The organism is Streptomyces sp. NPDC093221, from assembly GCF_044753885.1.
GTDB lineage: Bacteria > Actinomycetota > Actinomycetes > Streptomycetales > Streptomycetaceae > Actinacidiphila.
This window is the reverse complement of sequence record NZ_JBIVOA010000002.1, coordinates 276,649-291,062: the sequence shown is the minus strand read 5'-3', so window position 1 is coordinate 291,062 and position 14,414 is coordinate 276,649. Positions and strand designations below refer to the sequence as shown.

The following is a 14,414-nucleotide window of genomic DNA, read 5'->3' as shown; positions in this document are numbered from 1 at the left end:
GCCTTGTAAACCATGGATAAGTACGTTCATCTTCTTCTAATGATCGGGACCCTCGGGGATGTGGGGGGCGCGTCCCTGAGGAGGGGTGGGGGTAGCCCCCACACGCAATGGGGGACACACCTGATGGGCCCGCGCGCGGCCGTGCGGAAGAGTCGGTGACACGACGACGGGCGCCCTCAGCGGCCGTCACCGACACAGGAGTTGACCATGGCCGCCAGCACGGCGATCACCGGCCGGGCGGCCATCGCGTCCCCGTCCTCGCGCACCGCGGCCCTCGCCTCCTTCGTGCGGTTCGTGCTGTGCGGCGGCGGAGTCACCGTCCTCGCCAGCGGCGTCCTCCTGCTGATCGGCGACAGCGTCCCCCTCGCCCTGTCCAACGCCGTCGTCACCATCGGCTCCACGGTCCTGGCCACCGAACTCCACGGCCGCTTCACCTTCGGCCGGGGCGGCGCCACCTGGTCCGACCACTGCGCCTGCGCGCTCACCGTCCTGCTGTCGTACCTCTTCACCACCGGGGCGCTGCTCGCCTACGCCTCCGCGTATCCGTCCGGCGACGCCCTCACCCGGCAGGGCGTCTACATCGCGGCCTCCGCCCTCGCCGGCCTCGGCCGCTTCCTGCTCCTGCGGCTCGTCGTCTTCCGGCCGGCCCGCGGCGGTGTCCGGCTCGGCCGCGCGGCGGTCGCCGTCGCGGCCTGACGCCCGACCGGTGACGGCTGCCCGCGGTCTACGCGGTGGCCGCCGCCGTACGGGCGACGGCGGCGGCCTCGCCGCGGGAGGCGACGCCGAGCTTGGCGAGGATGTTGGCGACGTGGAATTTCACGGTGGACTCGCTGATGTGGAGGGCGAGGGCGATCTCGCGGTTGCGGCGCCCGAGGGCGAGCTCTTCGAGGACCTGCCGTTCCCTCGGATGGAGGGCGTCCAGCGGACCGGCCGCAGCGGGGGCCGCCGGGAGGTCGGGGGACAGCGGCAGGGTGACGGTGAGGGTGGAGCCCCAGCCGGGCAGGGCATCGAGGACGAGCCGCCCGCCGAGCGCCGTGAGCCGGTCGGTGAAGCGGTGGACGGCGAGCGCCTCCGGGGCGAGCAGGCCGGGCCCGTCGTCGCGTACCAGCACGCGGAGCGTGTCCTCGTCGAGCTGCCAGCTCACATGGAGCCGCCCCAGGCCGCCCTGCTCCAGCATGGCCAGGACGGCCCCGCGTACCGCCGCCCGCGCGCCGTGGGCCACGTCGGCGGCCAGCGTACGGCGGGAGGCGGGAGGTCGCAGGTCCAGCTCGACGGGGCTGTAGCGCAGCAGCGGGCGCAGCTCGGCGGTGAGGCGGCCGAAGGCGGCGTCCGCGGGCTCCTCGCTCAGCTCCCGGTCCAGGTCGGCGCCCGCGCGCAGGTCGATCAGGGCCGCGACTGCCAGGTCCACGGCGCCGCGCCGCGCGGCGGTGTCGTCCAGCGACGCGGCGCGCAGCGTACCGAGGATCGCCGACAGTACGGAGGAGTGCGCGTCGGTCAGCTCCGCGATGGCCCGCGCCCTGGCCGCGGCGGCGGCCCGCGAACTGGCCGCCTGCGTCGGTCCTGCCTCCGCCATCCGGCGCTCCTGGTTGACGGTGACCAGGTCCCACAGGCCCTGCGCCACCGCCGTGACGTCGGCGTCCAGCGGCTCGGCCGAGGAGCGTACGACGACCAGCAGCGGGCCCGCGCCCGCGCCCGTGTCGGCGGCCTCGGTGGTCTCGGCGGGCTCGGCGAACTCACGCGTGGAAGCGACGGCGAGCACCGGGTGCGGCGCCCCGGCCAGTACCGCCTCGCCCTGCCAGGGCGCGCCCGCCGTCACCCGCCCGGCCAGGCGCGTCAGTTCGGCGCCGGTGATCCGGCCGGTCAGCTCCTCGTCCCCGAAGGCCGCCGTCGGAGTGAACGTGCAGACGGCGCTCCGCCGGGCGACCGCCCGGTGCGGCACCAGGTCGGTCAGCACCTCCGACAGCCGCCGCATGGTGTCGGGCAGCGGTGCGCGGGTGACGACCAGGGCCCGCGCGAGGGCGTCCTGCGGGCGGATTCCGTCATGGCTCGGCATGCCTCCCGAGCGTACGGCGGCGATGATGGGCGCGGACTGTCCTTTCGGCCGGGCGGAACCGTCCGAACGGCGGGCCGGATCGACGGCGGCCCGCGGCGATGCTGGAAAGTGCCCTGAAGGACCCCGGGGAGTGCCGGGGACACCCGGGGAGTTCCCCGGGACACCCGGGGAATGCCCGGGGACGCCCGGGGAACGCCTAGGAGGTGCCGGCGGAACGCCCGGGGAATGCCGCCTTCGCACCGGGGCGCCGCGTCTCCTCGGGCGCCCGCCAAGGCAATTGCTTCAGGTTTCCGAATGTTCTCGAATATTTCCGAGCCCTCCGAAGGATTGTGAACCCATGACGAAGTCCATCGCCTTCACCGAATACGGCTCCGCGGACGTGCTGCGGGCCGTGGACACCGACGTGCCGGAGCCGGGCCCCGGCCAGGTGCGGATCACGGTGCGCACGGCGGGCGTGAACCCGCTCGACAGCAAGATCCGCGCCGGTTACATGGAGCAGGTCTTCCCCGTGGACTTCCCGCATGTGCCGGGCCTTGAGGCGGCGGGTGTCGTCGAGGCGCTGGGCGAGGGCGTCGAGGGCCTGGCGGTCGGCGACGACGTCTTCGGCCAGACCGCCACCGGCGCCTACGCCGAGCGGGCGCTCGCCGAGGTCGCGAAGGTCGCCCTCAAGCCCGGCACGCTGAGCTGGGAGCAGGCGGCGGCGCTGCCGGTCGCGGCGGAGACCGCGTACCGCGCGCTGGACATGCTCAAGGTGCGGCCCGGCGAGACGCTGCTGATCCACGGCGCGGCGGGCGGCGTCGGCACCGTCGCCGTACAGTTCGCGGTCGCGCGCGGCGTCAAGGTCGTCGGCACGGCGAGCGAGGCCAACCACGAGCACCTGCGGGCGCTCGGCGCGGTCCCGGTCGCCTACGGGGACGGGCTGGTGGAACGGGTGCGGGCCGCCGCGCCCGAGGGGATCGACGCGGCGCTCGACGCGGCCGGGCGGGGCGACGCGCTCCAGGCGTCGGTCGAGCTGACCGGCGGCACCGAGCGGGTGCTGTCCATCGCGGACGCGCCGGGCGCGGGCAAGCTCGGCGTCCGCTTCACCTCGGGCGCCGAGGGGTACTACGGCGAGCCCGCCTTCGCGGAGGCGCTGGCGCTGTTCGCCGCGGACAAGCTGACCATCGCCGTCCACGAGGTGTTCCCGCTGGAGGCGGCGGCCGACGCGCAGCGCGCGAGCGAGGCCGGGCACCTGACCGGCAAGATCGTGCTCAAGGTGTCCGAGGGCGTCTGACCCCCGGACCCGGGGACGCGGCGTGACGGCGGGCGGTACGGGCGGGCTCCGTACCGCCCGCAGCCGTACCGCCCGCCGCCGTGTGGCCCGCGATCCCTGTGAGGTCCCCGGCCTTTGTGGGGTCCCCGGCCCTCGTGGGGTCCCCGGCCCTCGTGGGGTCCCCGGCCCCTGTGGGTCCCCAGCCCCTGTGAGGTGTCCGGCCCTTGTGAGGTCCCCGATTCCTGTTAAGTTAGGGCACCCTAACCTTAATGATCAGAGGGAGTCAGGGTGAGCAGCGAGGTCTTCAGGGACGCCTGGGGCATCCCCCACCTCCGCGCGGACAGCGCCCGCGAACTCGCCTTCGCTCAAGGCCGGAACGCCGCCGTCGACCGGGCCTGGCAGCTGGAGACCGAACGGCACCGCGCGGAGGGCGGCACCGCCGCGTTCCTCGGCGCCGACGCCGTCGAGTGGGACCGCTTCGCCCGCCGCGCGCTGCTGGCCGACACCGCCCGCCGCTGCCACGCCCGGCTCGACCAGGACACCGCGCGCTGGGTCGCCGCCTACGTGGACGGCGTCAACGCCGGGCTGCCCCAAGGCGCGGCGCAGGCACCGGAGTTCGCCGCCACCGGCCTCGCACCCGGCCGCTGGCAGCCCTGGACGCCGCTGGCCGTCTGGCTCTCCACCCACATCCTCTTCGCGGGCTTCCCCGCCAAACTTTGGCGGTACGAGGCGGCCCGGCGGCTCGGCCCGGACGCCGTCGCGGCCTTCGCCACCGACGGGCCCGGCACCGCGGGCAGCAACGGCTGGCTGATCACCGGGGACCGCACCGCCACGGGCGCGGCGCTCCTCGCGGGCGACCCGCACCGCTTCATCGAGGCACCGGGCGTCTACCAGCAGATCCGCCTGGCCTGCCCGGAGTTCGACGTCGTCGGCCTCGCCGTCCCCGGCGTCCCTGGCCTCGCCCACTTCGGCCACACCGGCCGGGTCGCCTGGGCCATCACCAACGCCATGGCCGACTACCAGGACCTCTACCGCGAACACCTGCGCCGCGCCCCCGACGGCTCCGTCCGGGCCCTCGGCCCCGACGGCTGGGAGCCCGCCGCTTCCCGTACCGAGACCGTCGCCGTCGCGGACGCCGACCCCGTCCGCGTCGAGATCGTCGAGACCGCACGCGGCCCGGTGATCATCGGCGGCCCCGACGCGCCGGGGAACCCCGACGCGCCCGAGGGCCCCGACGCGCCCGAGACCCCCGCCGCGTCGGGCGGCGGCGCGTCGGACGGCCGCGCGGACACCATCTGGAACGCCGTCAGCCTGCGCTGTCCCGCCCGCGCCGGAGCCGAACTCGGCTTCTCCGCACTGCCGTCGCTGCTGCGCGCCACCACCGTCGGCGACGTCGACCGGGCGCTGGACGGCTGGGTCGAGCCGGTCAACGTCGTGCAGGCCGCCGACACCGAGGGCGGCCTCCTGCACCGGACGGCGGGCCGGGTGCCCGTACGGCATCCGGACAACTCCCTGTACGCCGTGCCCGCGTGGCGGAAGGAGCACGCGTGGACCGGCGCCTACGCGCCCCTGCCGCGCGCCGACGTCCGCGACGGCCTCGCGGTGATGGCCAACGCGCGCGAACTGGCCGCCCCGCTCGGCACCGAATTCGCCGCGCCGCACCGCGCGCGCCGCATCCGCCGCCTCCTGGCATCCGCCGACGACTGGACGGCGGACGGCATGGGGGCGATCCACACCGACGTCCATCTCGGCTCCGCCCGCGCCCTGTTGGACCTCGTGGCCGACCTCCAGGGCCCTGACACGCCGCCGCTGAGTCCCGCGGCCTCCGCTCTCGGCGCGCGGCTCCTGCGCTGGGACCGGCGGATGGCGGCCGAGAGCACTGACGCCGCGTCATACGCCGTACTGCGGGCGGCGGTCGTCCGCGGACTCGCCGCGCACCCCGCGCTCGCCCCGCTGGCCGAACTCGTCCATCTGCCGTCGTATCCCGCGACGTTCACGCCGTGGCTGGCACTGGTGCCCCGGGTGGCGTTCGCGCTGGAGACGCTGCTGGGCGGCGGGCTCATACCCGCGCGGGACCGGGCCGCGATCGTACGGGCCGCGCTGGAGGAGACGGCGGGGGCCGGTGCGGGGGAGGCGGGCGCGGGGGAGCGGACCTGGGGGGAACTGCACCGGCTCGCGCCCTGGCAGGCGCTGCCGCCCGACGCGTACGGGCACGCGCCCGAGGTGTGGCCGGGGCTGGCGGGGGACCACGACTGCGTGCTGTCCACGTCCAGCGTCCCCGGCATCACCCACCACAGCCTGCGCGGGCCCGCCGCCCGCTACGTATGGGATCTGGCCGACCGTGAGAACAGCCGGTGGGTCGTGCCCTTCGGAGCGAGCGGAGTGCCCGGCGGCCCGCACCACCGCGACCAGCTTCCGTACTGGCTGCGCGGCGACCTCGTCCCCGTGGCCACCGACTGGACCCGACTCACCAGGGAGACCTCTGTGCCCGAAGCCCCCGAAGCCCCCGAAGCCCCGAAAGCCCCCGAAGCGCCTGCCGCTGGCCCCGCTGGAGCCGCCGCCTTTCACGGGCCGCCCGCCGGCTTCGGGACCGTCCGCTTCGTGCCCGTCGACCCCGACCGGGACATCGACCTCATCCACGCGTGGGTCACCCAGGAGCGGGGCCGGTTCTGGGGCATGGGCGACGCGACCCGCGACCAGGTGCGCGAGATCTACGCCTTCCTGGACTCGCTCGACACCCACCACGCCTACCTGGTCCGCCGCGACGACCGCCCCGTGGCCCTCTTCCAGACCTACCAGCCGGAGGCCGACCCCATCGGCGACTTCTACGAGCGGCTGCCCGGCGACGTCGGCGTCCACGTCTTCGTCGGCCCCATCGACCCCGGCGCCGAACGCGAACCCGACTACACGCGGCACCTGTTGACCGCCCTCCTCGCCCACGTCTTCGCCGACCCCGCCTGCCGCCGTATCGTCGCGGAACCCGACGCCCGCAACACCCGCGCGATCGACCGTCTCCTCAGCACCGGCTTCACCCTCGGCCCCCGCGTCGAACTCCCGGACAAACCCGCTCAGTTCGTCTTCCTCACACGCGACTTGACCACTGGTTGACCAAAAGAAAGCCGATACCGCGACCGGGAACCCTTCAGGTAGCGTGAAACGTCTCTACTGATGATCAGCTGTTGATCACCGGTTCACCACCCGTGAACACCACCCGCTGAACACCACGCGCGACGGGGGGATTGACGCATGGGTCGTCCGAGCGACTGGCACATACTCGACATGGATCGCGATCCGGTTCCGGGTGACGCGTCGCGGGTGAAGACGTTGTCGCGGCAGTTGCACGAGTTCGCGGACGATGTGGGCGGCGCGCTGCGGCTGGTGAAGGGGATGCAGTCGGAGGACGCGATCCTGGCGTGGGCGGGGCTGTCGGCGGACGCGTTCCGGGAGGAGTTCGGGTCGACGCCGAAGAATCTCGACAAGCTGCATACGTCGTACCGGATCGCGGCGGAGGCGCTGGAGTCGTACTGGCCGGATCTGGAGCACGCGCAGTACCAGGCGGACCGCGCCCTGGCCGACGGGCGCACGGCGCATGCCCGGCTGGTCTCCGCGCAGAGCGGTCTGAACGGTGCGCAGGACTGGGTGCACACGGCCACGTCGACCGCCGACTCGTACGATCCGGCGAAGAACCACGGTGCGACCGTCCCGCCGCCCGATTCGGACCAGGTCCGCCAGGCCACCCGCGACCTGGCCGCCGCCAAGGCCCGTCGGGCCGACGCCCAGCAGGCCGTCTCCTCCGCGCAGTCGGCGCTCGACGCGGCGAAGCGGCTGGCGGAGCAGGCGCGGGGTATGCGGGAGGACGCGGCGCGCCGCACGGTGGCCAGGCTGCACGAGGCGTCGGACGCGGGGATCAGGAACCGGCACTGGTGGGAGAAGGCGGTCCACTGGGTCGCCGACCACTGGGACGAGATCATCACGGTCTGCAAGTGGATCGTGGCGGTCCTCGGCATCGTCGTGATGATCATCGGCGGCCCGCTCGCCTGGCTCGTCGTCGCCGCGGCGCTGCTCGTCCTTGCCGACACCGTCACCAAATACATCCAGGGCAAGGCCACTTTGTGGGACGTGCTCTTCGCCGTCCTGGACTGCGTTCCCATGACCAAGGGCCTGACCTCCCTCGGCAAGCTCGCCGAGCTCTACAAGGCGGGCGGCCTGCTCAAGATCGGTGCCCACGCGCTGGGTTCGGCCAAGGGCGCGCTCAAGAACATGGCATCGCTGATCCGGGACGGCGGCGAGGGTCTCCGGGCGATCACGGTCGCCTTCAAGGGCGGCGACCGGCTGCCCGGCGGCACCATTCCCTTCCGCGATCTGTCACCGAAGGCCAAGCAGTTGGTGAAGGCGCTGGAGGACGGCCACATCCAGATCCGCCCCGCCGAGGTGAATGTCACCCACCTCGCGGAACTCCAGAAATTCGCGGGTGTGGAACACGCCATCGTCCAGGGCCCCGGCGGCGAACTGCGGCTTTTCCGGGGCACGGAGATCGGCAGTTCCATTCCGAAGGACCTGCGCGGCCGGGGCTACAAGTTCACCGTCCACACCCACCCCGAGGACCGCATACCGGGGCCGCCGACCGATATCGAACGGGCCCGGGGAATGCGGAACAGTATGCAGTTCGACCTCGACAACAAGGCGAGCAGGCACGTGGAAGCCGTGGTCAGCCGCGACGGCAATGTCACGTTCTTCGACCACAACGGAATTATCGACGTGCCACAGGGGCAATATCCGCCGGGCGGTCCCATGAATGACCGCGGGTACGTGGTGAGAGTGCCTCATGTATAGTCGGCGTGAATCACCTTCAGCGACGGCATTGAGTGTGAGTACGGAGGATTCGGGCGCGATGAACGGACCCAACGCCTGCCAGTTCTGCGGACGTTATGTCCTCCAGGTGCCGGGCTGGACCACGTTCGTGAAGAGCTACCGAATGCTGCTGGCGCCCTGGGACCCCCAAGAGGTGTTCCTGGAAGGCTCCTTCCACCACTCGTGCCTGCGCACCTCCCCGTACCGGCGGGAGTTCCGCGCGGACGCGCTGCGGCAGCTCACCCAGGGCGACCACGACGTGGAGGTCGAGTTCGAGGGGCGGACCCGGCAGCAGCGCCGCCCCGGAATGGCCTTCACCGAGCAGGTGTTCTTCGGCGCGTCCGGCGAGCTGTTCCGCCATGCCAACGTCGACAGCTGGGTGTTCGTCGAGAAGGACGGCCCCTGGCATTTCCTCTCCGCCGACGACGTGCGGACGCTCGCCGCAGGGAGCCCGCTGCGGAAGTCCTCGGAAGCCGGTACGACACGGCTGCCGAGCGACCCCGGCGAATCCGTCGCCGAATGGACGCTGCCGGAACTGCTCGACTTCCTCGAAGTCCGCGACCTCTACCAGGAAGTGCTCGACCGGCTCGAACCCGAATACACCTTCTGGGAGTACAACGCCATCGCGCCGAAATACTTCCTCGACTACTCGGTGGACTGCGTCCAGCCGCTCCCCGCCGAACTGGCCGCATTCTGCGCCACCTACACGTACCGCGCCCGCAGCCTGGACTGGGAGGACGGCGACGCATGAGCGAGGACCGGCTGGCGATACCGCTCGACCTGCTGGAGGACTTCGCCACGATGCTCGGGTCGATCACCAAGCGGCTCGACGACACGAAGGCGACCCTGCGGGCCTTCGAGGACGACATGGGCGACGGCAGCGTCGCCGGCGCGCTCGACCACTTCCAGGCCAACTGGAAGGACGGCAGGGGCGACATCCACAAGCAGCTCACCGGCCTGGAGAAGATGGCGACCACCGTGGTCAGCGAGATCCGCAAGGTGGACACCGACCTGGCCAAGCAGCTCGCCGACTCCACCGAGAGCGCCCCCGGCCCGCAGCAGGGGCCCGCCCCGCACAGCACGAAGGAATAGCCGGTCATGAACGAGAGCACGCCGGAAGCCCCCGCCGCCCCGCCGGTCGGCGTCTCCCTGTCCGTACCCGAGTCGTGGTGGGAGTTCGACGTACGGCCCGAGGGCCGCGAGGAGACCGTCCGCGCGCTGATCGACGCGCGCGTCCGGGCCGTCCCCGAACTGGCCCCGTACCGCAAGGACCTGGTCGCGCTGCTGCGCCGGATGGCCCGTGACGCCCATGACGCGGGGGCGCTCTACTGCGGCTGCATGGCCGAGAACTTCGAGGGCGTCCCGCTGACCGCGATGGTCACCGTCACCGTCGTGAGCGCCACCGGCTCCCAGGGCTCCACGCTGAGCACCGACCCGCGCGTCATCGCCGAGACGCTCAGGACGATCACGCCCCGCCGCGAAGGCGACGCCTGGCGGCGGGTCACCACCGTCGAGATCCCCGAAGTCGGCCTGTGCGCCCGCACGGTGGGCGTCGAGGACGTCCCCGTCGAGCAGGGCGACACCCGCACGGTCCGGATGGCGCTCACCCAGACCTACATCCCCGTTCCCGGCTGCCCCGCCGAGATCGTCCTCGTCTCCGGCGCCAGCCCCGTCCTCGACCTCGCCGAAGCGTTCCACGACATCTTCGACGCGGTGACGAGCACCTTCCGCTTCGCGACGGCGTAGGACACGCGGCGGTACGCGGTAGGGCGGGCGGGCCCGGCAGGGGGTCCGCCCGCCCTGGTACGCGGGGGAGGCGTTCAGCTCTCCTGGAGGTGCGGGCTTCGGGCGGTGTCAGCTTCCGAAGACCTGGAAGTCCCAGAGGGAGTAGCCGTAGGCCGTGGCGCGTTGGGTGCCGTACACGCGGATGTAGCGGCCGGTGCAGTTGACGTTGAGGGTCTGGAGGCCGCCGGTGCCCGCCGTGGTGCTGTAGCAACTGGTCCAGTTGGTGCCGTCGTTGGAGACCTGTATCTGGAACGCCTTGGCGTAGGCGGCCTCCCAGTTGAGCTTGACCTGGTTGACGGCGTGCGAGGCGCCGAGGTCGACGCGCAGCCACTGCGGGTCGCTGAAGGCGCTGGACCAGCGGGTGGTGGTGCTGTTGTCGACGGCGGCCGAGGCGGGGGTGCCCGCGTTCTCCGTGGAGGAGGCCGTCGCGGGCTTGTTCAGCGCCAGGTTGGTGCCGTTGGACGGCGGAGTGGTGCTGCCCGGGCCCTTGTTGTAGACGGCCACGTAGTCGATGTTCATCTGGCCGCCGCTGACGGTCGCCGCGTTGGGGCCGCCGCCGAAGGCGTCGGGGAAGCCGCCGCCCATCGCGAGGTCGTAGATGATGAAGAACGGGTGGTCCACCGCGTTGGCCCAGGTCGTGGCGTCGACCTGATTGGCGTTGACGGTGAAGTAGTTGGCGCCGTCCAGGTACCAGCGGATCTGCTCGGGCGAGACCGAGCGGTCGATCTGCACGGCGTAGGTGTGGTAGCCGGTCTGGCAGCCGGAGCAGGCGCGTTCACCGCTGCCGATGCCGGTGGACTCGTTGCACGGACCGCCGGGGTTGACACCGCAGTGCAGCGTGCCGAACACCGAACTGCGGGAGTTGATGTCCTCCATGATGTCGACCTCGCCGGAGGTCGGCCACGTGGTGCCGGTGCGCAGCGTCGAGCCGAGCATCCAGAACGCGGGCCAGTAGCCGGCGCCGTTGGCGGTCGTCAGATTCGGCTGCTGGATCGACGACTGCATCATCACGACGCCGCCGGGGGGCGCCCCGAAGGACGACGACTGCGTCTCGATCCGGCCCGAGGTCCAGCCCGCGCGCGGGTCGCTGCCCGAGTGGAGGGCGCGCAGCACGAGATGGCCGTTGCCGTCCTGGAAGACATTGGACGTGCTGTTGGTCATCGTCTCGATCTCACCGGTGCCGAAGCTGCTGCCGGGGCCGGTGTCGTACTTCCAGTTGCCGCCGTCGACCCCGGTGCCCGAGGCGCCGTTGAAGTCGTCGCTCCAGGTGGTGGTGAAACCGGCCGGAGGGGCGGGTACGGCGGCGGGTGCGACGGCCGGGGCCGCCGCGGGGGTGGCCGCGCCGCCCGGGCTCGCCACCGCCGTCAGGCCGGCCAGGGCCAGCGCGCCGACGGCCAGTGCCGCGAGGCCGATCCGGGTGCGGGAGCGGCGCCCGCGGTGCGACGCGGCGCCGGCCGTACCGGCCCGGTCCTGAGGGTCGTGCCCGTGGTCCTGCTCTGGTGCGTGTCCGGTGGACATGCGAGATCTCCTGTCCCGACGAAGCGTTGTGGGGGGTGCGCCCGTGTGCGGAGTACGGCGTGACCGCCGCGTACCGCGTGACCGCCGTGTACGGCGGGGCCGTTGAGCGCGGCGTGACCGCTGGGTGCGGCGGGACCGCGCGGTACGGCGTAACCGTTTCCGGCGGCTCAGGGCGCGTGCGGGAGCGCTGACTGCGAGAGGCTGCCGTGTGGCATCGCGCTGCCTTCCGGCGTGGCGTGCATGAGGACTCCTGACCGGGTGGGGGGCCGTGTACAGGGTGGGGCACGCTCGTGAGAGCGCTCTCTCGAACAGGTAATGGTCTATAACTCCGCCATGCGCGCGTCAAGGCGTGGGGCAGGAAAGCCGGGCAGCGCGAAGGGGCGGACCCCGCCGGGCCCGCCCCTCACATGTGCCTCACGCGTCACTCAGCCGTACGACGACCTGCGACGACGTGACGCGGTACGAATGACGACCTGCTACGGCTTGATCTTGACGACCTGCGGGTCGTGGTCGCTCGTCTGGTTGGCGAACTCCGAGTTGATGTGCACCACGTCGTAGTCGACGTGCTTCAGGCTGGGGCTGACCAGGATGTGGTCCAGCACCTGGGAGTTGCCCTCGTACACGTAGGAGTAACGCTCGTCCTTGGGCAGGGTGTTGACCAGGTCGGTGAGGACCGTGCCGTTGCCGGTGAGGGCCTGGGCGGCGGGCGAGAACTGGTAGTCGTTCAGGTCGCCGAGGACCACGACGTTGGCGTTGCGGTCGGCCTTCTCGAGCTGCTGCACGAAGTCGTGCTCCAGGATCGCCTGGCGGTTGCGCTGCACCTCCGAGCTGCGGACCGGCGGCTGGAAGCGGCTGTCGATGCCCTGGTCGCCGCCCTTGCTGTTGAAGTGGTTCGCGATCACGAACAACTTCTCGCCGCGGAAGGTGAATTCACCCACCAGCGGCTTGCGGCTGCTGTTCCACGCCGGGTCGGTGGGCGCGATGCGGCCGGGGGAGACGGTCAGCGCGGTCTTGGAGCCGGTGCCGGTGATGCCCACCGCGGTGGTGGAGTCGCCGCCGGGACGGTCGACGAAGCTGACACGGTCGGGGTTGAACAGGAACACCGAGCGGATGTTGCCGCCGGGCTCGCCGCCGTCCTTGTCGTTGACCGGGTCGATCGAGCGCCACTGGTAACTCGGGCCGCCCGCCGCCTTGATGGCGTCGGTCAGCTTGGTCAGCGTCTTGTCCGCGGCGACCGTGCCGTCGTCGGTGGCGCCGTTGTTGTCCTGGATCTCCTCCAGCGCCACGATGTCGGGCGAACGGAGGTTGGTGACCAGGCCCTTGGCGAGCGCGTCGAACTTCGACTGCGGGTTGCCGGGCGCCAGGTTCTCCACGTTGTACGTGGCGATGGTCGCCTGGTCCGACTTGGCCTTGTCGGTCACCTCGGGCTTGAGGCCACCGCTCTTGACCGTGCCGATCGTGCGCGCCTGGACGGCGAAGGTGCCCGCGTACTGGTTGTAGTCCAGCGGACCCGCCGTCGTACCGCGCAGCGTGTCGCCGACGTTCGCCACCGGGAACGCCTGCGTGGCGGTCGGGATGAGCGACTGCACCATCAGGCGGCCGGAGTTGGGCTGGTCGTAGCCCGTGTAGAGGGTGCCGCCGCGCTTGGTCTTGTTCTGGTCCGCCTTGACCGTCACCCACAGCTCGGAGTACGGGTCGGTGGCGCCGACGACGCGGCTGTCACCGATCTGCACGTTCATGCCCTCGAGCGAGGCGAAGAGGTCGAGCGCGTACTCGTCGGGACGCAGCGGCAGGTTCTCGATCGTGCCGCCGCCGACGGCCGGGACGAACGCGTCGGGGACGCTCTTCTTGTCCAGGACGACGGGCGCGGGGAGCGCGTTGCCGTGCGAGACCACCGTGGCGGTGGCCTTGGTCAGCTCGGTCACCGGCTGGCCGCCGGCGGAGGTGCCGCCCGGGTAGTAGTCGGAGACGGTGCCCGCGAGCGAGACGCTGTCGCCGACCGCGACGGTCGGGGTGACCGAGCCGGTGAAGACGTAGATGCCCTCGCTGGTACGGGGGTTGGCGTCCGGCGTCGGGTCCTGCACCCAGTAGCCCTGCGAGGAGCCGAAGGAGCGGACGCCGATGACGATGCCGGTCACGCCGGTGACCGCCTTGCCCGCGAGCGGGGAGAGCCGGGTGTCGCCCTGGATGTCGTGGATCTTCGCCTCGACGCCGGTCGGGGGCGAGGTGGGCGGCGTGGTCGGCGGGGTGGTGGGGGGCGTCGTCGGGCCGCCGCCGTCACCCGCGGCGCCCGGAGTGGGCGCGCCCGCGGTGAAGTCCGCCGCGTTGTCGTCGGTGTCCGTCAGGGCGGGGCGCGCCACCGAGTCGGTGTTGCTCGCCCCGGCCGCCGGGCCGTTGCCCTCGAACACCGCGGCCGTGCCGTAGCCGACCAGGTCGCGGATGGTGCCGTCGGCGGCGCAGTCCGCCTTCGTCACGCAGGTCAGCGGGTCGGTGCCGTGCACAAGGGCGACCGTTCCCGTCGTACCGGACATGTTGATGGCGCCGACCACGTTCGGCGACGGCAGCGCCGTCGTCCCGCCGGTGCCCGCGGCCTCCTGCACCAGATACCGCGCGCCCGCGCCCAGCGACCCGGTCAGCGGCGTCACCTGCCACTTGGACGTCGGCGTCGGCGCGCCCGGCAGGTACTGCACGCTGTACCCGCTCAGGTCCAGCGGAGCGCTGCCCGAGTTGGCCAGCTCGATGAAGTCGTTCGTATACGTGGCACCGGAGTTGCCGCCGCCGCCGTACACCTCGGACACCATCACATCGGCGGACGGCGTCGCGAAGGCGGTGTGCACGCCGACCGCGGCCAGCACCACCGCGCCGGCTATCCCGATCGTGACCAGCCGCTTGCGGTTCCCGGCAGTACCGGGTCTGTCAGGGCGGGGCTCTGCCCCAGAGATGTGCGACACCGGT

General features: G+C 72.2%; 10 protein-coding genes. 7 read left to right on the top strand and 3 right to left on the bottom strand.

Going from position 1 to position 14,414, the window contains the following annotated elements; all coding sequences use genetic code 11:
- Positions 1 to 207: 207 nt before the first annotated feature.
- Positions 208 to 696 (top strand): hypothetical protein, encoded by a 489-nt coding sequence (locus ACIQCJ_RS07425; protein WP_391044674.1) that lies wholly within the window; start codon positions 208 to 210, stop codon positions 694 to 696.
- A gap of 28 nt (positions 697 to 724) precedes the next feature.
- Here the strand turns inward: ACIQCJ_RS07425 and ACIQCJ_RS07420 are convergent, their stop codons facing one another.
- Positions 725 to 2,053 carry a LuxR C-terminal-related transcriptional regulator gene (locus ACIQCJ_RS07420; protein WP_402710948.1) on the bottom strand — a complete coding sequence of 443 codons (1,329 nt, stop codon included), beginning with the start codon at positions 2,051 to 2,053 and terminating at the stop codon, positions 725 to 727.
- A gap of 337 nt (positions 2,054 to 2,390) precedes the next feature.
- Between ACIQCJ_RS07420 and ACIQCJ_RS07415 the strand changes: the two genes are divergently transcribed.
- From ACIQCJ_RS07415 to ACIQCJ_RS07390, 6 genes are all read left to right on the top strand, one after another.
- Entirely contained in the window at positions 2,391 to 3,326 is a 936-nt protein-coding gene (locus ACIQCJ_RS07415; RefSeq protein WP_391044678.1) for a zinc-binding dehydrogenase, read from the top strand.
- Positions 3,327 to 3,593: 267 nt separating this feature from the next.
- Positions 3,594 to 6,413 (top strand): GNAT family N-acetyltransferase, encoded by a 2,820-nt coding sequence (locus tag ACIQCJ_RS07410; RefSeq protein WP_402710947.1) that lies wholly within the window; start codon positions 3,594 to 3,596, stop codon positions 6,411 to 6,413.
- A 138-nt stretch (positions 6,414 to 6,551) separates the two neighbouring features.
- A complete protein-coding gene (locus tag ACIQCJ_RS07405) occupies positions 6,552 to 8,138 on the top strand; it encodes a putative T7SS-secreted protein (protein ID WP_355349308.1) in 1,587 nt (528 codons plus the stop codon).
- Between the two features lie 58 nt (positions 8,139 to 8,196).
- Complete coding sequence (locus ACIQCJ_RS07400) at positions 8,197 to 8,907, top strand: hypothetical protein (RefSeq protein WP_355349311.1); 711 nt, start codon at positions 8,197 to 8,199, stop codon at positions 8,905 to 8,907.
- On the top strand, positions 8,904 to 9,248 hold the full coding sequence (locus tag ACIQCJ_RS07395; protein WP_402710946.1) for a hypothetical protein: 345 nt from the start codon (positions 8,904 to 8,906) through the stop codon (positions 9,246 to 9,248). Before ACIQCJ_RS07400 ends, ACIQCJ_RS07395 begins: the two co-directional genes overlap by 4 nt.
- Positions 9,249 to 9,254: 6 nt before the next feature.
- A complete protein-coding gene (locus ACIQCJ_RS07390; protein ID WP_402710945.1) occupies positions 9,255 to 9,902 on the top strand; it encodes a hypothetical protein in 648 nt (215 codons plus the stop codon).
- Positions 9,903 to 10,010: 108 nt separating this feature from the next.
- On the opposite strand, the gene ACIQCJ_RS07385 is transcribed toward ACIQCJ_RS07390, so the two are convergent.
- Together ACIQCJ_RS07385 and ACIQCJ_RS07380 are read right to left on the bottom strand one after the other, a co-directional pair.
- Positions 10,011 to 11,459 (bottom strand): discoidin domain-containing protein, encoded by a 1,449-nt coding sequence (locus tag ACIQCJ_RS07385; protein WP_355349321.1) that lies wholly within the window; start codon positions 11,457 to 11,459, stop codon positions 10,011 to 10,013.
- 476 nt (positions 11,460 to 11,935) lie between these two features.
- Positions 11,936 to 14,344 carry an endonuclease/exonuclease/phosphatase family protein gene (locus ACIQCJ_RS07380; protein ID WP_402711270.1) on the bottom strand — a complete coding sequence of 803 codons (2,409 nt, stop codon included), beginning with the start codon at positions 14,342 to 14,344 and terminating at the stop codon, positions 11,936 to 11,938.
- Between the last annotated feature and the right edge of the window lie 70 nt (positions 14,345 to 14,414).